Below are 17,675 nucleotides of genomic sequence, written 5' to 3' on the forward strand. Positions count from 1 at the left end.
GCCTGAACGCAGTCCCATCGGGGGGCCCGGCCGCGACAGGTCGGGCCCTCGTCGTTTTTCGTCCGTCGGGAAGGACGCCACCTGTGAAGTGCTGGAACTGTGACAAGGAGTCGGAGGGCCGCCCGTTCTGCAACGCCTGCGGGAAGATCGCGGGCCGGATCGCGGGCACCTCCCACTTCGCCATCTTCGGGCTGCCGCCGAGCCATGACGTGGCCGTGGAGTCGCTGGAGCGGCAGTACCGGGAGCTGTCGTTGAAGCTGCACCCGGACCGCTTCGCCCAGGCCGAGGCGCGCGAGCGCCGCCTGTCGCTGGAGCAGACCACCGCGCTCAACGACGCCTACAAGACGCTCAAGGACACCACGCGCCGCGCCTTCTACCTGCTCTCCCTGCACGGGGTGGACCTGGACCGCGAGGACACGGACGCCCAGAAGCGCATGCCCCTCGAATTCCTCGAGGAGGTGATGGACCTGCGCGAGGCGCTCGACGCGGCCATCGCGGCCCGGGACGCCGGGCGCGTGCAGCGCATGGCCCAGGACGTGGGCACGCGGCGCTCCGGGGCGCTCCAGGAGGCGGTGGAGGCCCTGCGGGGGCTGGAGAAGTCGCCCGGGGAGCCCGAGACGGTGAAAAAGGCGTCGCACGCCCTGGGTCGGGTGCGCTACTTCACGCGCTTCCTCGAGCAGGTGGACGCGTTCGAGGAGGAGATGCTGGCGTGAGCAAGAACGGCTACCTGCAGATTCATGACCCGCTCAAGCCCAAGGGGCACGCGGTGGGGATCGACCTGGGCACCACCAACTCGCTCGTGGCGAGTGTGCTCCAGGGCAAGCCCCGCTGCTTCGTGGCGGACGAGGGGGACAGCCTGCTGCTGCCCTCGGTGGTGCACTACGGCAAGGACGGCGGCGTGGTGGTGGGCGCGCGCGCCCGGGGGCTCGTGGCCGAGCACCCCACGGACACCATCGTCTCCGTGAAGCGCTTCATGGGCCGCGGCCCGGACGACCCCGAGACGCGCAAGCTCGGCGCCTACCAGTTCGTGCCCGGCGGCAAGGTGGTGCGCTTCCAGGTGGCCGGAGGCCAGCCGGTGACGCCCATCGAGGTGTCCGGCGAAATCCTCCGCGCCCTCAAGCGCCGCGCGGAGACGCACTTCTCCGGTCGCGTGGAGCAGGCCGTCATCACCGTGCCCGCCTACTTCGATGACGCCCAGCGTCAGGCCACCAAGGACGCGGGGCGGCTGGCGGGCCTGGACGTGCTGCGCCTGCTCAACGAGCCCACCGCGGCGGCGCTCGCCTACGGCCTGGACAAGGGCAGCCAGGGCACCTTCGCGGTGTACGACCTGGGCGGCGGCACCTTCGACATCTCCATCCTCAAGCTGGTGGACGGCGTCTTCGAGGTGAAGAGCACCGGCGGCGACTCGGCGCTCGGCGGCGACGACTTCGACCGGGCCATCGCCCAGCGCGTGTTGGAGGCGCTCGGGGAGACGGCGCCCGGCGCGGGCCTCGTGGCCGAGGTGCTCGCCACCTCCCGCCGGGCCAAGGAGGCCCTCACCCTCCAGGCCGAGGTGGAGGTGGCCGTGGGCGCCCACCGCCAGACGGTGCGGCGCGAGGACCTGGAGACGTGGATCCGCCCCCTGCTGCAGAAGACGGGCGCGGTGTGCCGCCGGGCCCTCAAGGACGCGGGCGTGCAGGCCTCGGAGCTCGACGGCGTCATCCTCGTGGGCGGCTCCACCCGGGTGCCCGCCGTGCGCGCCTACGTGGCGGAAATCTTCGGCCGCGAGCCCCTGGGCGACATCGACCCGGACCAGGTGGTGGCGCTCGGCGCCGCCGTCCAGGCGGACCTTCTCACCAACGAGGACCGCCAGGACGAGGTGCTGCTCCTCGACGTGAACCCCCTGTCCCTGGGCCTGGAGACCATGGGCGGAATCGTGGAGCGGCTGATTGCCCGCAACTCCACCATCCCCGCCGCCGCCGCCCAGGTCTTCACGACCTTCAAGGACGGCCAGACGGGCCTGGACATCCACGTGCTCCAGGGCGAGCGCGACCTCGTGGAGGACTGCCGGAGCCTCGCCCGCTTCACGCTGAGTGGCATTCCGCCCATGACGGCGGGTATGGCCCGGGTGGAGGTGCGCTTCCAGGTGGACGCGGACGGCATCCTGTCCGTGAGCGCCAAGGAGCAGAGCACCGGCGCCACCCAGACCATCACCGTCAAGCCGAGCCATGGCCTGTCCGACGAGGAGATCGAGACCATGCTGCTCGACTCCATCGACCACGCCGAGGACGACATCCAGGCGCGCCAGGTGCGCGAGCAGCGGGTGGAGGCCGAGCGCGTGCTCACCGAGGCCCAGCGGCAGCTCGGGCAGCACGCCACCCTGCTCGAGGAGGGGGAGCGCGCCCGCATCGAGGCCGACATGGCCCGGGTGCGCGAGCGGGCCCAGGGCAACGACTCCCAGGCCATCAAGGACGCCATCCACGCCCTGGACGAGGGGTGCAAGCCCTTCGTCGAGCGCATCATGAACCATGCCGTGACGCAGGTCGTCGCGGGCCACTCGGTCGAGGAGTTCTGACGTGCCCAAGGTCCACTTCAAGAGCCCCCTGGATGACGTCACCGTGGACGTCGCCCCCCACACCACCCTCTTGGACGCCGCCGAGAAGGCCGGCGCCCACGTGGGCCACTCCTGTGGCGGCGTCTGCGCCTGCTCCACCTGCCACATCTGGATCCGCAAGGGCATGGAGTCCCTGTCCGAGCAGCGCGACGACGAGGCGGACCGGCTGGACATGGGCTTCGACGTGCGCCCCTACTCCCGCCTGTCCTGCCAGACGGAGGTGGGCGCGGAGGACGTCCAGGTGGAGATCACCGAGGAGTCCATCACCGCCTACCTGGACGAGAACCCGGTCCTGCGCCGGCAGCTCACGTCCGAGGGAAAATGGCCCCTGAAGAAGTAGGTTGAAACAAGGTGCTTGACGGGGGCCGAAGAGGCATCTATACACCGCCCCCGTCGACGCAATGCACCGCCGAGACGCCGCAGCGACGCAGCAACAGCCGTAGCCGTACCACCCGCCCAGGTGGTGGAATTGGTAGACACACTAGATTCAGGGTCTAGCGCCTGCAAGGGCATGGAGGTTCGAGTCCTCTCCTGGGCACAAAGAAGGCCCCCGCTGAAAAGCGGGGGCCTTTTTCTTTTTCCGCCTCCCCCCGGGCCTCACGCCGGGCTGTGGTGCGGACTCACCGATTCGTGGGCCACGTGGTTGGCCGCGTCCCGGGCCAGGCTGCCGCCCTTGCGCAGGTCGCGGATCCGGATGCCGCGCAGGCGCACGGACAGGGCCCCGAGCGACACCTGGGAGAAGGCCGTGCCCAGGTGGGTGAGGGCCGCGAACGCCGCCGCGTCCTCGTCCGAGGCCCCCAGGGAGCGCGCCGCCCAGCTGGTGACGAAGTAGTAGATGCCCATGCCCGCGGGCACGCCGGGGATGGCCTGGCCGAGCGCGATGGCCCCCAGGACCACGGCGCCCGCGAACAGCCCCCCCTTCACCCCCAGGCCGTGCAACGCCAGCCCATAGGCCAGGGCGGGCGCCAGGACGGGCCCCACGGAGAAGACGAGCGCCCGGGCCATGCCCCGGAAGCTGCGCGCGGTGCCCAGGCCCTCGGACACGTGGGCCAACAGGTTGCTCGCCCGGGGCAGCCGGCGCTTGCGGTCCAGCCAGCGGGCCATCGGCAGCGCGTAGTGGGCCAGGACCACCACCAGGGCCATGAGGCCCACGCACACCCCCAGGGCGATGCGCAGCGGCCCCGCGAAGCTCGCCATGGTGTCGCCGAAGGGTCCCAGGAAGGACACGAACACGAGCACCATGAGGGCCACGAACTCCAGCAGCTTGCACACCGCCACCGAGCCCAGCGCCTGCACGAAGGGAATGCGCTGGGTGCGCGACAGCAGGAAGCAGCGGATGAAGTCCCCCAGCTTGCCGGGCAGCGCGTTGTGGGTGAAGGCGCCGATGGCCACCAGGTGGTAGCGCTCCAGCAGGGGCACCCGCTTGCTCAGCGTCGTCTGCCACTGGATGGCCCGCAGCGGGAGCATGGCCGCGGACAGGATGAGGAACGGGATGAACCACGCCAGGTGCGAGGGCAGCTCCCGCAGGAAGCGCCCCCAGGAAAAGCGCGGCACGAGCAAGGGCCCCGGGCCCCCCGGGTTCCAGGTGAAGAACGCGCTGGCCACGAGGATGACCGACAGCACCACCCCCACCACGACCAGCAGCGCCTTGAGCACGGCACGTCCGCCGGGTTGTTTCATGGATGGGCCTCCTCCCATTCCAGGAGCCCCGCCTCCCGCCGGGGACGGGGCCCGTCGCGATAGACGCTCGACAACCGCTCATGCAGCTCGGCGCAGTGGCCCAGGGACGACAGGTCCACCGGCAACGAGCGTGGCCAGCAGATGAGGCTGCCCGTTTCCGTGCGGGTGAGCCCGCCGTGCGAGCCGAACTCCCAGGCGAAGCCCACCGTGCCGCCCTGGGGCACCGCCTGCCCGAAGAGCACCAGGTCGCCCGCCGTGGGCATGTGGGGCAGCTCCCGCAGGTAGTCCGCCACCGCCCGGGGCGAGAACTCCGCGGGCAGGGGCGCGTAGACGACGTCCTCCGCCCCGTAGACTTGGCCGCCAATGAGGGCCACCGCCTCGTCGCGCCGGCGCACCACCACGATGCCGATGTCCGGATGGCGCGTGGCCCGGCCCAGCACGTCCGGGAAGTGCGCGAGCAGCTCGGCGGCCTCCAGCGGCTGCCGCTCCCGCGTCAGGTAGACGTGCGAGAAGTTGCCGGACTCCACCACCACGGGCTCCGAGGGCGCGCGCGGGGCCAGGGAGGCCTCGGGGCTCCGCCCATCGAGCAGCCCTCGCCGCACGTCCTCGGCCACGGGCAGGGGCGCGCCCTCCAAGAGGAGCTTCTCCAGGCGCTGGCCGGTACGCTTCTCGATGGCCTCGCTGTCCACGTGGCCGTGGTCCGAGAGAATGACCACGTCGTAGCCGGGCTCGACCGCGTGGGCCACGGCGTGCAATTCGCCGAGGTATGCATCCACGCGCCGCAGCTCCTCGAGCGCCTGCTCGGAGCGGGGCCCGCGGCGGTGGGCGACCTCGTCATAGTTGCCATAGACGAGGTAGACGATGGGCACCCCCCGCACCATGTCCACCATCGCCTTGGTGTGCGCGAAGCTCCAGCCGAGCCGCTGCAGGAAGACGCGGCTCAGGAGATAGCCGTGCTCGTGGCGCCAGTCGCCCTGGGCGCGCGCCCACCGGCGCACCTCGTGGAAGGCGTTCCACGCGTCCCGGCCCAGCGAGCGCAGATAGTCGAGCGGCCCCCGGGTGCGGCCCGCGAGCACGCCGTCCATCTCGTAGCGCAGGCTGCGCTTCATGACCTTGAAGTCCGCCAGGGTGCTCATGCACAGGCGGTTGGTGGCCTGGGCCTGGAAGAGCGAGAAGTAGGTGTGGCCGCCCTCGGACAGCAGGCTCGTGCCCGGGCGAGCCCCCAGCCGCGCCTCGATGGCGAGCGCGTCCGCTGGGGTGTTCATCTGCACCCGGCGGCCCAACTCCCGATCGAACCAGCTGTAGGCGGGCAGGTTGGGATGGCGGTGGCCGTAGAGGAACCCGCCCTGGAAGGCCGGCGTGGATGCGGGCGAGCCCCAGAAGGCCTCGTCCAGCGCGTAGGCCCCCGAGTTCACCAGGCCCGCGAGGAAGGGCATCTGCCGCGAGCGCAAGGCCTCTTCCAGGGCCGTCTTGGGCACGCCGTCGAGGTGGACGACGAGCAGCTTGCGCCGTCGGGAAGCCGACACCGGACGGACCCGCGAGGCCACTTGACGCACGTAGCGCCGTGCCCAGGACTGAAGTTGCGCCTCCATCACCTCGTTCACCGTGTGTCCTCCCCGTGGCCCCGGGAGAAGATGCACACGCGGTGAGCCGCCAGCCGGGCGGTCGGGGATCCAACGAGGGCTCCTCTGGAGAGCAACCAGGGGAACAGCACCCGGCCGGGGACGATAGTGCGGTGAGCGCGGGGCATGGCACCTTGGCGGGATGCTCTCGACCGCGCTGCTGCTGACAACGCTGGCCACGGCCCCCTCCCCTTCCCTGGAGCTGCCCGCCCCGGCCACCGCGCCGGCGCCGGTCGCGCCCCGGAAGGAGAACGGCGCGGATGCCATCGTGCTGCCGCTCGTGGCCTACAACTCGGACCTGGGCTTCACCTATGGCGGCGTGGCCGGCGCGTACCTGTATGGCTCGGGCTACGCGCCCTACCGGCACGCCATCGCCATCCAGGCGCTGTTCACCAGCCGGGGTCAGCAGAACCACTACCTGCGCTATGACGGGCCGCGCCTCATTGGCCCCTTGCGGCTGGAGATGCGCCTGGAGTACCGGCGCGAGCTGCGCAGCCCCTTCTATGGCGCGGGCAACGTGTCCGCGCAGGACTTCTCCGGCAACGAGAACCAGGAGCGCTTCAACTACAGCAAGGGCTCGCCGGGCGCGTGGCTGCGGCTGCGCGGCAAGCCCTGGGGCGAGACGCACCCCTTCCAGTCCTACGTGGGCTACGGCTGGCGCTACACCCAGGTGTCCCCCTTCGACGCCTCCATCCTCCAGGACACCAAGCCCGTGGGCTACGAGGGCGGCGCCACCGGACAGCTCACCGTGGGCGCGCTCTGGGACACGCGCGACAACGAGTCGGATCCCGTGCGCGGCGGCGTGGAGGAGGTGAGCCTGCGCGTGTCGGGCAGCGCCACCGGCAGCCGCTACCAGTATGGCGGCCTCACCCTGAGCGAGCGGCGCTTCTGGCAGGTGGGCTCGCGCGTGGTGCTCGCCCAGCGGCTGACCTTGGACGCGCTGTTCGGCGAGGTGCCCTTCTTCGAGTGGGTGAACACCGGCGGCGTCACCTTCACCGAGGGCATTGGCGGCATGAGCAGCGTGCGCGGCATCGAGCGCAACCGCTTCGCGGGCAACGTCAAGGCCTTCTCCAACACGGAGGTGCGTGTGCGGGCGTTCGATTTCAACCTGTTCGGCGCGCCGGTGTACACGGGCGGCGTGGCGTTCGTGGACGTGGGCCGCGTGTGGCACCCGGGCACGGTGGATGGTCCGTGGTGGAAGTGGCACCCCGGCGTGGGCGCGGGCGTGCGGGTCGCCCGGCGCGCGGCCGTGGTGCGCTTTGACTGGGCCATGTCCCCCGAGACGCTGCGCCACCGCATCTACCTCAACTTCGGCCACATGTTCTAATAGACGAACAGGTAGGGCGGCTTGCGCTCCGCGCCGAAGAAGTCGGGATAGAGCGCCACGAAGCCCGTGCCGTCCTCGAAGCGGTAGTCTCCGCTCGGCGTCACGGACACCAGGTTGCCGCCCCGCGTGCCCGTGAGCTCCACGTGCGAGGGATAGAGCAGCAGACGGCTCACCTCCGCGAACCCGGGCACCGCCGCCGCGCCCGGAGTCGACGTCCACCCCGCCGAGACCCATTCCCAGCGCAAGCTCGCCAGGGAATGGGGATCCAGACGCTGCAGGCACGTCACAGCGTAGGTGCCCACGCCCCGGACGGAGTGCTTCTCGGTATAGGCCACCACGAGCCCCCGCGCGTCGACCGCGATCGCGATGCGCGGCTCGAGTGGGGACGTGGCCAGCTCGATGCTCCGGGCCGCCAGCACGCAGCTGCCCCCCGGAACCGCCGTGCTGCGCACGGAGATCCGATAGAACGGCCGCGGAGAGGGAATGGGATTGAGATCCTGCTCCACCCGGAGGGCGTAATCACAGCCTTCCCAGACGGCGTGGACCTCCTGGACGACGGACGGCTGCGCCCAGACCGATGAACCCCACAACGCCACGATGGTCACGACACTCATTGCGAGAACGCGCATGGACGAAGTCCCCCCTGACAGGTGGGCCCTCCGCGGGAAGGGAGGGCCCCTGCGAACCTAAGGAGGCCCCCGCGGGAAGGAGGTGCCCGGGCAACGCGCACCTCCGTCTCCAGGGAGGAGTGGACATCTGCTCCCAGGGGAATGACGGGCCACAAGCCCCCGCCCCTCCCTCCAGGACGGGACGGGGTTCAATCCCTATCAGTAGGCGTACAGATAGGGCGGCTTCTGGTTCACTCCGAAAAAGTCGGGGAAGAGGACCGCGAAGCCCGTGCCCGTCTCCTCGAAGCGGTAGTCGCGGTCCGGGTTCGTGTAGTCGCTGTCCACGTACAGGAAGTTGCCTCCGCGCGTGCCCCGAACCTCGACATGCTTGGGGAAGATCGTGAGACGCGTCACCCGCGCGCTCCCCGGCCCCCCCGCCGCGCCCGGGTACGGGACGTTGCCCACCCGGATCCACTCCGTGCGCCGGATCGCCAGGGTGGTCGGATCCCACCGGAGCAGCTTGGTCCACATGTCGGGGCCCAGCGTCCGGACATAGGTGCCGTAGGAGTGGGCCGTCACGAGCCCCTGTTCTCCGGCCGCGATCGCGATGCCCGGCTCGAGCTTGGACGTGCCCAGCTCGATGCGCTGGGGCGGCAGCGTGCACGTGTCCGCCGACACCACCGTGCTGCGCAGCACGATGCGGTAGAGCGGCTGGGGATAGGGAATCGGGTCGACGTCCTGCTCCACCTGGATGAAGTAGCCGCAGCCCCCCCAGGTCGTCTGGGCTTGCTGGACGATGGGCAGATCGGCGGACGCCTCCGAGCCCAGCAAAGACATCAGACCAACGACGAACGCTCCGGACATGCGCATGGTGAAAGCCTCTCGCGGGGGGGTGGTGCCGCGAGGGAGACGTTACACGGCGCGCGCGGGCGCGTATTCACCAGCGGCGCAACGCGGTCCAGGGAAAGGGCTTCCAGAACGGCGTGGCCACCGTGTCCCCATCGAGGGAGAACCACGGCGCCGAGTCCCCGCCCGGCGAGAGCACGTGGAAGTCCTGCGCGGGAATGAAGCCCTGGCCGAGCAGCGCCACGCGTCGACCGCGCGCGTCACGTGCCACGTCCAGCACCAGCACCGCGTGGCCCGGGCTGCCCCCCAGGACGAAGAAGTCCCCGGGCCGCACGTCCTCGCGCGAGGGCCGCTGTTTCACGGTCTCTAGCGACAGCGTCCCCGCGTAGGTGAAGACCAGGTCCAGGTAGCGCTGGAAGGCGGCGCGTGACGCGTCCACCGGGCCGTTCTTCACCCACGTCACCTTGCTGCCGGACACCCGCGCGCGCTCGCCCGCCGCGTACTTCGACCAGGCCGCCACGTCCCCACTGGTGAAGCGGTAGGCGATCTTCTCCGGCTCGCGCCGGGACCACAGCCACTCGGCATGCAGGCGGATGATGGAGTCCGCGCACTGCTGGAGGTTGACCGGCGCCACGTCCAGCTCGGCCACCGCGCCCAGCGCCGGGTGCCCGGCCGGGAGGATCTCCTCCCCGCGGAAGTCGCGCACCGGCGTCCCCGGGGGGCGCACGGGCAGGCCCCGCAGCCACGCCCCGAAGGACCCCGGCTCCACGGGCAGGCGCGTGGAGCCCTCGGGGGCGGGCAAGGCCTCGGCCAGTGGGAGGACGGCGCGTGTCGGCGTCAGCCAGGCGTACCGGGCCCGCTCCTCGCGCGTGGGCACCCGCGGCTCGGAGGAGGCCGCCACGCCCGGCACGCAGCCCAGCAGCACCAGGGCGAGCCCCAGGAGGCGACCCGGGCGCGGCGTCATCGGACGGCGTCGAGCCAGGAGCGCAGGGCCGGCTCCACGTGGGACTCTCCCCGCACCCCGGGCTCCAAGTCGAGCTCCAGGGTGTGGAAGCCCCGCGCGCGGATGCCCTCCAGCAGCGCGGCCCGCTTCTGCGCGTCGGGGGCGAACAGGATGCACCCGTCCCCTCCCCCGGCGCCGGACTGCTTGCCCGCGCAGTCGTAGGACGCGGCGAGGCTCAGCACCCGCCGCATGGACTCGGTCTCCAGGGGGCCCAGTTCCAGCAAGAGCGCCTGCTGCTCGCGCACCGCCTCGGCGAAGGCGCGGAAGTCCCCGCCGCCCAGGCCGCGCTCGATCTCCTGGCCCACCGCGTCCGAGCGCCGCACGAAGTCCTGGCGGCCCGTCTCGCCCCACTTCGCCTCCACCTGGGAGATGAGCACGCGCGTCGAGGCGCTCTCCCCCGTGAAGGCATAACCCAGGGACACCTGGGGCGGAGGCAGCCGCCACACGTCCACCGACGGGGCGGCGTCCACCGCCGCGCGATAGCCCCCGGCGCTCGAGGCCTCGATGAGGCCGGACACGGGGTAGCGCCGGTAGCGCACCATGCCGCCCGCGTGACTCGTCGCCACGTCGCCGCCGCTGCCCTTGCCGTTCTGCTGCGCGGTGTGCGCCACGAGCGCCAGCTTGAGCGCGTCGAAGCGCTCCTCCAACACGAAGCGCACCGCGTCCGCCGCGAGCACCGTGGCGCACGCGCTGCCGCCCATACCCAGCTTGAGGCCGTTGGGCCCCACCGCCGAGGGCGCCAGCGCCAGATCGAAGCCCACGCTCTCGCGCCCGTGCAGCCGCAGGGCCTCGTCGAGCGTGCGCGCCACGAAGGAGAAGCCCGGAGGCACCTCGCGCTCCCACTTCACGCCCAGGGGCGTGGTGCGGCCCGCGAGCGTGCCCTCCTCCAGGCACACGTGCACGCGGCTGTCCGGGCGACGGCGCACGAGCGCTCCCGTCCGGGGACCGATGGCCGCCACGCGCGACACGCCGCCCCACAGCACGGCGTACTCGCCCGACACGAACAGCTTTCCCGGGGCCGAGAGCGCGCGCTCCATCAGAACAGGTGCTCCTCGAGCAGCCGCGCGTCACCGCCCGGCACGCACCGCACCACCTCGGTGGCGCCGCAGGCGCGGGCCACGGCCTCGGCCGCCACCTCGTGGGCCGCGTCCGTGAGGATGCAGGGGTTGGGACCGGCGTCCAGGGTGAACCACACCGGCACGCCCTTCTTGCGCTGCTCGCGCAGCGAGTGGATGAGCGCGAGCGTGGCCGGCATGAGGTAGCAGAGGGGCGGATCCGCCGCGAGCGACGTGGCGTGCATCCGCCACGCGTTGCGCTCGCACATCTCGCCGAGCGCCTGCAAGTCCTTGCGCGCGATGTAGTCGCGGGCGTGCAGCACCTCGGCCTCGGCGTCCTTCGTCCACGCCGCGTAGTAGGGGCTCGTCTCCACGGCGTTCTTCATGCCGTCGCGCGACTTCACTTCCTTCTCGTCGCGGCTGACGATGGCCACCACCATGCGCAGCTCCGGCCAGTGCTTCTCGTCGAAGCGCTGCACCGCGTAGCTGTCCGTGCCATCCGGACGCTCGCCGCGCATCCACTCGCACAGGCCGCCCTGCACGCTGCGGCACGCCGAGCCGCTGCCCAGGCGCGCCAGGAGGCTCGCCGCGCGGGGGTCCGCCGGAAGGCCCGCCGCCGCGCGCGCCGCCACCGCGAGGGCCGCGAAGCCCGCCGCGCTGCTCGCCAGCCCCGCGGACGCCGGGAAGTCGCCGCGCGACACCATGCGCGCCGCCCCCAGCTTCTTGTCCTTGGCCTCGGCGCGCACGTGGTCCAGCACGCGCAGCACGCGGTCCCGCTCGCTGCCCCGGGCCACGTAGCCGTTGAGCTCCACGGCGTCGGACTCGCCCACGCCGAAGGCCACGGACGTGCGCACCGCCAGGGGCGAGAGCGTCAGCGACAGGCTCGACTGGTGGGGCAGGATGAGCGCGTCGTCGCGCTTGCCCCAGTACTTCACCAGCGCGAGGTTGGGATGCGCCAGGGCGGTGGCCTTCATGCCGCGCCCCGCGCGCCCTCGGAGCGAGGCCCCGCGAGCTGGCTGTCGAAGCAGCGGTAGCCCTGACGGGTCAGCTCGTGCACCACCGGCTCCGTCTCGGGGAACAGGCCGATCACCGCGCCGCCATCACCGCCGGCGCCCGTGAGCTTGGCGCCCAGCGCGCCCATGCCGCGCAGCCGGTGCACCATGTCGTCCAGGCCCGGCGAGGACAGGCCCAGCGCCGCGAGCAGGCCGTGGTTGACGTTCATCACGTCCCCCAGCCCCTCCAGGTCGCCCTCCTCCACCGCCTCGGCGCCCTCGGAGGCCAACAGGCCGATCTCCCGGAAGACGCGCTGGTAGCGATCCGACCAGCGCTTCTGGCGCTCGCGCAGCGCGCCCACGGTCGTCTTCGTGGGGCTGCGCGCGCCGGCCATCACCACCACCAGCCGCACCGGCTTGGGGCTCTCCACCACCTTGGCCCGGCCCGTCTCGGCGCCCGGCTTGCGGCGGTAGAGGATGAGCTGCTCCATGGTGCTCGTCGTGTGATCCACCCCGGACGGCGTGCCGTGGAACTCCTGCTCCATCTCCCAGGCCACGCTGGCGACCTCGGCCGGCGAGCCCTTGCGCCCGGCGGCCTGCAGGAGCACCCGCGCGCACGCCACCGACAGGGCGCCGGAGCTGCCCAGGCCCATGGACAGGGGCAGGTCCGTGTTGAACGTCACCTTGACGCCCGGCTCGTCACACACCGCCATGGCGCGGCCGAACGCGGCCTTGAGCACCTTGCGCTGCTCGGGCATCAGCGCGTCCGGAATGACGAGCTGGCACTTGTTGGACGCCTCGCCCCGCGCCGTCACGCCGCGCGAGAGCGGGCCGGCCAGCGCCGGGTAGCCGTACACCACGCTGTGCTCGCCCAGCAGGATGACCTTGCCGGCACCAAAACCCACGAAACCGCTGTTCTTGTCCATCGTCATCAACCCTCGGTCCCCGTGGCCGCGCGGAAGTCCTCTTCCGACAGCGAGGCGATGAGTTCCCGGGCCTTCTCCACCTTCACGTGTCCCGCGGTCACCAGCAGCTCGGCGATCTTCTCCACCCAGTCACCGCGCGCGCCCGCCGTCACCGCCACGCACCGGGCATGCAGCGCCATGTGGCCCTTCTGGATGCCGATGGAGCCCAGGGCGCGCACCGCCGCGAAGTTCTGCGCCAGGCCCACCGCGGCGAAGATCATGGACAGCTCGCGCGCCGAGGTGATGTTGAGGATCTTCATGTTCACCTGGACGCCGGGGTGCACCTTGATGGGGCCGCCCACCGTGCCCAGCGCCATGGGCAGCTCGATGCGGCCCACGAGGAAGCCCTCGTCCACGTGCCACGTGGACAGCGGCCGGTACTGCCCGTCGCGGCACGCGAAGGCGTGGGCGCCCGCCTCGATGGCGCGCCAGTCCTGACCCGCGGCGATGGCCGCCGAGTCGATGCCGTTCATGATGCCCTTGTTGTGCGTGGCCGCCCGGTAGGGGTCCGCCAGCGCGAAGCGGCTCGCCTGATAGATGCCCTCGGCGATGACCGAGCCCGGCATGTCGAAGTCGGCGAGCGCCTCCAGCGGGATGCGGCACGTGGCGCGCGCGAGCCGACGGTCGGCCAGGTTGGACAGGATGCGCAGGAAGACCTTGCCGCCGGTGAGCTGCTCGATGAGCGGCGCCACGCCCTCGGCCATGGTGTTGATGAGGTTGGCCCCCATGGCGTCCTGGGTGTCGATGATGAGGTGCACCACGAGCAGGGGCTCGCCGCGCGGACCCTCGGGCGCCGGCAGCACGCGCACCTGGATGTCCCGGCAGCCTCCGCCGCGCTTCACCATGGACGGGTGGAAGCTGTTGGCCAGCGCCAGCAGCGCCTCGCGCGCGGCGTAGATCTTCCGGGTCGCCTCGGTGGGGTCGCCGTAGCCGGTGAGCTGCACCTGGCCCACCATGATGGGCTCATCGGTCTCGGCGCTGAAGCCGCCCGACTCGCGGACGATCTTCGAGGCGAAGGACACCGCGGCCACCACCGACGGCTCCTCCACCGCCATGGGCACGAGGTAGTCCTTGCCGTTGACCTGGAGGTTGAGCCCCAGGCCCAGCGGCAGCGAGAACGTGCCCACGGCGTTCTCGATCATCTGGTTGGCCAGGCCGGGCTGCAGCGCGCCAATGCCCTGCAGTTGTGCCAGGTCCGCGTCGTCCAGGCCCAGCATCTGCGCCAGCTTCTCGTGCCGGGCCACCATGGACAGCTTGTGGAACCCCGCCAACCGGGACGTCAACGTTTCGGACATGATCTGTTCTTCTCCACGGAGGTGCGTCGCGCGCACCGCTCGGACAATTCCTACAGTGTCGCGAGCCAATCCTTCAACTGGCCCACGATGATTCGAGGCCGGCGCTGCAATTCCACGCAGGACGCACTGCCCGTCAGAACGAGGGCCTGTCGCAATCCTGACAGGATCACGCCGAGCGCGCGCTCGGCCCCCTCCAGCCCTCCTGCCTGCTGGGCACGGAAGAGCGGCAGCGCCATGCCGGCCACGTTGGCGCCCAGGGCGATCACCTTGGCCGCGTCCAGGCCCGTGCGCAGGCCGCCGGAGGCCACCAGCCGGGGCTCGGGACCCACGGCGCGCCGCACCGAGGCGATGGCCGCGGCGGTGGGGATGCCCCAACTGGAGAACTCGGCGCCCACTTCGGCCTGGATGCCCGAGGCGCGCAGCTGCTCCACGCGCACCCAGGACGTGCCGCCGAGCCCCGAGACGTCCACGTTGTGCACGCCCAGCTCCACCAGCCGACGCGCCACCTCGGGACCGATGCCGCAGCCCGTCTCCTTCACGAGCAGGCGCGCGCCGAAGGCCTTCACCAGCGCCTCCACGATCGTGTAGCCGCCCCGGAAGTCGCGGTCGCCCTCGGGCTGGGTCAATTCCTGGCCGGCGTTGAGGTGCAGCGCCATGCCGTCGGCGCCGATGGCGTCCGCCAGCCGCCGCACGCCGTCCACGCCGATCTGCACCGCCTGGTACAGGCCGATGTTGCCCAGCAGCGGCACCGTGGGCGCCACCTGCCGCACCTGGAAGGTGCTCCCCAGATCGGGCTTCTCCGCCATGGCGCGCTGGCTGCCCACGCCGAAGGCCAGGCCGTGCCGCTCGGCCAGCAGCGCCAGGTCCCGGTTCACCACCCCGGCGCGCTCGGTCCCACCCGTCATGCCGGTGATGAGCAGCGGATGGCGCAGCCGCTTGCCGAGGAACTCCGTGGACAGGTCCACGTCCTCCACGGCCATCTCCGGCATCGCGCAGTGCACGAGCCGCACATCCTCCAGCAGCGTGCTGTTGCCCGCCGGCTCGACGTCGCCCGTCGCGCAGAGGTCAAGGTGGGCGTCCTTCCGCTTCGCCGTCGCCTCTTCCATCTCGTCCCGCCTGCCCTCTGTCCGAGCCATCTGTCTGGAAAAATGCAAGAACGCCAAGATTATCCGACCACACGTGTGCCTAGCAAGGAGGCACTACCGGCGCAAGCCACGACTCCTTGTCGCATGAAGGCGCCCCGCCGGTGGACGCGTCCGTGACACGACGGTAAGGAGGGCGCCGTGAACGCTCCCGCATCCAAGGTGGCCGTCTTCCTCCACAGCGGCGACTACGACCGCGTGCACCAGGGACTGGCCATCGCCGCGGCGGCCGTGGCGTCGGGGCGGCGCGCGGAGGTGTACCTCTTCTGGTGGGCCCTGGAGCGCTTCCTCCAGGGGCGGCTGGACGCGCCCGACTTCCACCCCCCGCGCGAGGACGTGGCGGATCGCTTCGAGACGCGCCGCATCCCCACGTTGCGCGAGTTGCTGGAGCACCTGGCGGACTCGGGGCTGTGCACCATCCAGGGGTGCACGGGCTCGCTGGGGGCACTGGGCGCCGAGCGCTCGACCGAGGGCGCGCCCATCGACGGCTGGGTGGGCTGGAGCGCCATCCTGCAGCGCACCGCGGGCGTGGTGGACCGCTTCTACCTGTGAGGGCCGCCGCCGCCATTTGACGTGTCCTTTCGCCTGCTTAGGTTGGTTCCAGAACCAAGCAACGGGAAAGGAAAGTCGAGGCGTGTCCATGAGCGCGGGTGACAAGCGCATCTCCGAGAATTGGGGCCACCGGCTGAGCAACGCGTTGAAGACGACCGTGCTGCTGGCGGGTCTCACGGCGCTGCTGTTGTGGGTGGGTGCCCGGCTGGGCGGGCCGCAGGGCCTCGTCATCGCGGGCGTCTTCGTCGTGGTGATGAACTTCGGCTCGTACTGGTTCAGCGACCGCATCGCCCTGGCCATGCACGGGGCGCGGCCGGTGGCGTACGCGGATGCGCCCTGGCTGCACCAGATGGTGGAGCGGCTGGCCGCGCGCGCGGGCATTCCCAAGCCCCAGGTGTACGTGCTGCCCACCCGGACGCCCAACGCGTTCGCCACGGGCCGCAGCCCCGCGCACGCCGCGGTGGCCGTGACCGAGGGCATCGTGGAGATCCTCGACCGGCGGGAGCTCGAGGGGGTGCTCGCGCACGAGATTGGCCACGTGAAGAACCGCGACACGCTCATCGGCACCGTGGCGGCCACGATCGCGGGCGTCATCAGCTACGCGGCGCAGTCGCTCTTCTGGTTCGGCGGCTCGCTGCTCAGCCGCGACGACGAGGAGGACGGCCTGGGCCACGCGCTCGGCAACCTGGGCGTGCTGCTGGTGGCCCCCCTCGCGGCCACGCTCCTGCAGCTCGCGGTGAGCCGCTCGCGGGAGTATGGGGCGGACGCCACGGGCGCCGAGCTGTGCGGGGATCCGGACGCGCTCGCCGACGCGCTGATGAAGCTGGAGCGGGGCGCGGAGCTGATGCCCTACGACCGGGCGCCGGCCACCTCGCACCTGTTCATCGTCAACCCGCTGTCCGGCGGCGCCATCATGGGGCTGTTCTCCACGCACCCGCCCATGGACGAGCGGGTGCGGCGCCTGCGCGCGATGAGCGCCCCGCGCGGTGGAGGCCGCGCCTGGCGCAGCGCCTGGGCGTGAGGCTCCGCCCCTAGACCGCCCCTACCCCGCCACCGCGAGCGGGGTGGGGGCATCCTTCTGGGCGGGCACCTCGTCGAGCGGATCGAAGTGCGCGAAGGGGTCCTCCAGGAGCTCGCGCAGCGTCTTGGACAGGATGGCGGCGTGCAGGCCGTCGATGAAGCGGTGATCGAACGTGGCGTTGATGTTCATCACCTTGCCGGGCACCACCTGGCCGTTCTCCACCACGGGCGCGTCCTTCACCGCGCCCGGCGCGATGAGGATGGGCACGCGCGAGTAGGGCACGAGCGGCACGTAGGCCGTGTCCAGGCCCAGCGAGCCGATGTTGGTGAGGATGGCCGAGCCGAACGCGTCATGGGGCATGCCCGCCCAGCGCATGTCCCAGTTGAGCGTGTACATGAAGAAGGACATGAGCCAGGTGAAGAGGTTGAGCAGCGGGTAGGGCACCTTCTGCACCGTGCCCTTGCCCTTCTCCATCATGGAGTCCTTGCGCTCGCGCACCCGCTGGAACGCCAGCTCCATCTCCGTGGCGATGTCCCGCAGGCTCTTCTGCTCCGCGTCGTCGACCTTCGCCGAGCTCAGGTCCACCTTGCCGCCGTCCGTCTGCACCACCAGCATGGAGATGGTGATGCGCTTGCGCAGGTAGATCTTGTTGAAGCGCAGGATGGCGTTGGCCTCGGGGCAGCGGCGCAGCGCCTCCGCCATGGCCTTGGCCACCAGGTGGGTCACCGTCAGGCGGATGCCCGTCTTCTGGCGGAAGGCCTCGATGTAGGCCAGGGCCTTCTCCATGCGCAGCGTCATCGTCCCGTACACCGTCGGGTCGTACGCCGTCTTCCAGCTGCCAATGGCGAGCTTGCGGAAGCTGGAAATGTTGTCCTTCGGGGTGAGCTCCAGGTGCGCCATGAGGCGGGGGTTCCTCCGAGACGAGAGCGGAGCCCGGAGCATCGCGTGTTCCGCCGCCCGGAGATAGCCCCCCA

17 protein-coding genes and 1 tRNA gene are annotated in these 17,675 nt (G+C 71.3%); 7 read left to right on the forward strand and 11 right to left on the reverse strand.

From position 1 onward, the window contains the following. Positions 1-83 precede the first annotated feature (83 nt). From hscB to I3V78_RS30065, 4 genes are all read left to right on the forward strand, one after another. Complete coding sequence (hscB, locus tag I3V78_RS30050) at positions 84-713, forward strand: Fe-S protein assembly co-chaperone HscB (RefSeq protein ID WP_204492720.1); 630 nt, start codon at positions 84-86, stop codon at positions 711-713. Then, on the forward strand, positions 710-2,554 hold the full coding sequence (gene hscA / locus I3V78_RS30055) for a Fe-S protein assembly chaperone HscA (protein ID WP_204492722.1): 1,845 nt from the start codon (positions 710-712) through the stop codon (positions 2,552-2,554). The genes hscB and hscA overlap by 4 nt, the downstream gene beginning before the upstream one ends. A 1-nt stretch (position 2,555) precedes the next feature. Next, positions 2,556-2,933, forward strand: coding sequence for a 2Fe-2S iron-sulfur cluster-binding protein (locus I3V78_RS30060; RefSeq protein ID WP_204492723.1), 378 nt, complete (start codon positions 2,556-2,558; stop codon positions 2,931-2,933). A gap of 114 nt (positions 2,934-3,047) precedes the next feature. After that, positions 3,048-3,131 (forward strand) — tRNA-Leu (locus I3V78_RS30065). A gap of 59 nt (positions 3,132-3,190) precedes the next feature. On the opposite strand, the gene I3V78_RS30070 is transcribed toward I3V78_RS30065, so the two are convergent. After that, positions 3,191-4,273, reverse strand: a complete 1,083-nt coding sequence (locus I3V78_RS30070) for a lysylphosphatidylglycerol synthase transmembrane domain-containing protein (RefSeq protein WP_204492726.1) — start codon at positions 4,271-4,273, stop codon at positions 3,191-3,193. Then, the gene (locus I3V78_RS30075; RefSeq protein ID WP_338023782.1) at positions 4,270-5,877 is read right to left on the reverse strand and encodes an alkaline phosphatase family protein; all 1,608 of its coding nucleotides are present in this window, start codon (positions 5,875-5,877) and stop codon (positions 4,270-4,272) included. The genes I3V78_RS30070 and I3V78_RS30075 overlap by 4 nt, the downstream gene beginning before the upstream one ends. Before the next feature lie 160 nt (positions 5,878-6,037). Here I3V78_RS30075 and omp85 point away from each other — a divergent pair, with 160 nt between their 5' ends. After that, positions 6,038-7,222, forward strand: coding sequence for an Omp85 family outer membrane protein (gene omp85, locus I3V78_RS30080; RefSeq protein ID WP_204492729.1), 1,185 nt, complete (start codon positions 6,038-6,040; stop codon positions 7,220-7,222). On the opposite strand, the gene I3V78_RS30085 is transcribed toward omp85, so the two are convergent. From I3V78_RS30085 to fni, 8 genes are all read right to left on the reverse strand, one after another. Further along, positions 7,219-7,851: a hypothetical protein gene (locus I3V78_RS30085; protein ID WP_204492731.1), complete on the reverse strand. Its 633-nt coding sequence runs from the start codon at positions 7,849-7,851 to the stop codon at positions 7,219-7,221. The genes omp85 and I3V78_RS30085 overlap by 4 nt on opposite strands. 198 nt (positions 7,852-8,049) lie before the next feature. Then, on the reverse strand, positions 8,050-8,700 hold the full coding sequence (locus I3V78_RS30090; protein WP_204492733.1) for a hypothetical protein: 651 nt from the start codon (positions 8,698-8,700) through the stop codon (positions 8,050-8,052). Between the two features lie 67 nt (positions 8,701-8,767). Beyond that, the gene (locus I3V78_RS30095; protein ID WP_204492736.1) at positions 8,768-9,640 is read right to left on the reverse strand and encodes a DUF4846 domain-containing protein; all 873 of its coding nucleotides are present in this window, start codon (positions 9,638-9,640) and stop codon (positions 8,768-8,770) included. Next, positions 9,637-10,716 (reverse strand): mevalonate kinase family protein, encoded by a 1,080-nt coding sequence (locus I3V78_RS30100; RefSeq protein ID WP_204492738.1) that lies wholly within the window; start codon positions 10,714-10,716, stop codon positions 9,637-9,639. Before I3V78_RS30100 ends, I3V78_RS30095 begins: the two co-directional genes overlap by 4 nt. Further along, complete coding sequence (gene mvaD / locus I3V78_RS30105) at positions 10,716-11,708, reverse strand: diphosphomevalonate decarboxylase (protein WP_204492741.1); 993 nt, start codon at positions 11,706-11,708, stop codon at positions 10,716-10,718. The genes I3V78_RS30100 and mvaD overlap by 1 nt, the downstream gene beginning before the upstream one ends. After that, positions 11,705-12,652 (reverse strand): mevalonate kinase, encoded by a 948-nt coding sequence (gene mvk / locus I3V78_RS30110; RefSeq protein WP_204496849.1) that lies wholly within the window; start codon positions 12,650-12,652, stop codon positions 11,705-11,707. Before mvk ends, mvaD begins: the two co-directional genes overlap by 4 nt. A gap of 5 nt (positions 12,653-12,657) precedes the next feature. Next, positions 12,658-13,986, reverse strand: a complete 1,329-nt coding sequence (locus I3V78_RS30115) for a hydroxymethylglutaryl-CoA reductase, degradative (protein ID WP_204492743.1) — start codon at positions 13,984-13,986, stop codon at positions 12,658-12,660. 50 nt (positions 13,987-14,036) lie between these two features. Further along, positions 14,037-15,092, reverse strand: a complete 1,056-nt coding sequence (fni, locus tag I3V78_RS30120; RefSeq protein ID WP_204492746.1) for a type 2 isopentenyl-diphosphate Delta-isomerase — start codon at positions 15,090-15,092, stop codon at positions 14,037-14,039. 177 nt (positions 15,093-15,269) lie between these two features. Between fni and I3V78_RS30125 the strand changes: the two genes are divergently transcribed. Both I3V78_RS30125 and I3V78_RS30130 read left to right on the forward strand, forming a co-directional pair. Next, a complete protein-coding gene (locus tag I3V78_RS30125) occupies positions 15,270-15,680 on the forward strand; it encodes a hypothetical protein (RefSeq protein ID WP_338023783.1) in 411 nt (136 codons plus the stop codon). A gap of 88 nt (positions 15,681-15,768) precedes the next feature. Then, the gene (locus I3V78_RS30130) at positions 15,769-16,701 is read left to right on the forward strand and encodes a zinc metalloprotease HtpX (protein ID WP_204492748.1); all 933 of its coding nucleotides are present in this window, start codon (positions 15,769-15,771) and stop codon (positions 16,699-16,701) included. 21 nt (positions 16,702-16,722) lie between these two features. Here the strand turns inward: I3V78_RS30130 and I3V78_RS30135 are convergent, their stop codons facing one another. Then, positions 16,723-17,601: a 2-oxo acid dehydrogenase subunit E2 gene (locus tag I3V78_RS30135; protein ID WP_204492750.1), complete on the reverse strand. Its 879-nt coding sequence runs from the start codon at positions 17,599-17,601 to the stop codon at positions 16,723-16,725. Between the last annotated feature and the right edge of the window lie 74 nt (positions 17,602-17,675).

Source organism: Archangium primigenium, assembly GCF_016904885.1.
GTDB lineage: Bacteria > Myxococcota > Myxococcia > Myxococcales > Myxococcaceae > Cystobacter > Cystobacter primigenius.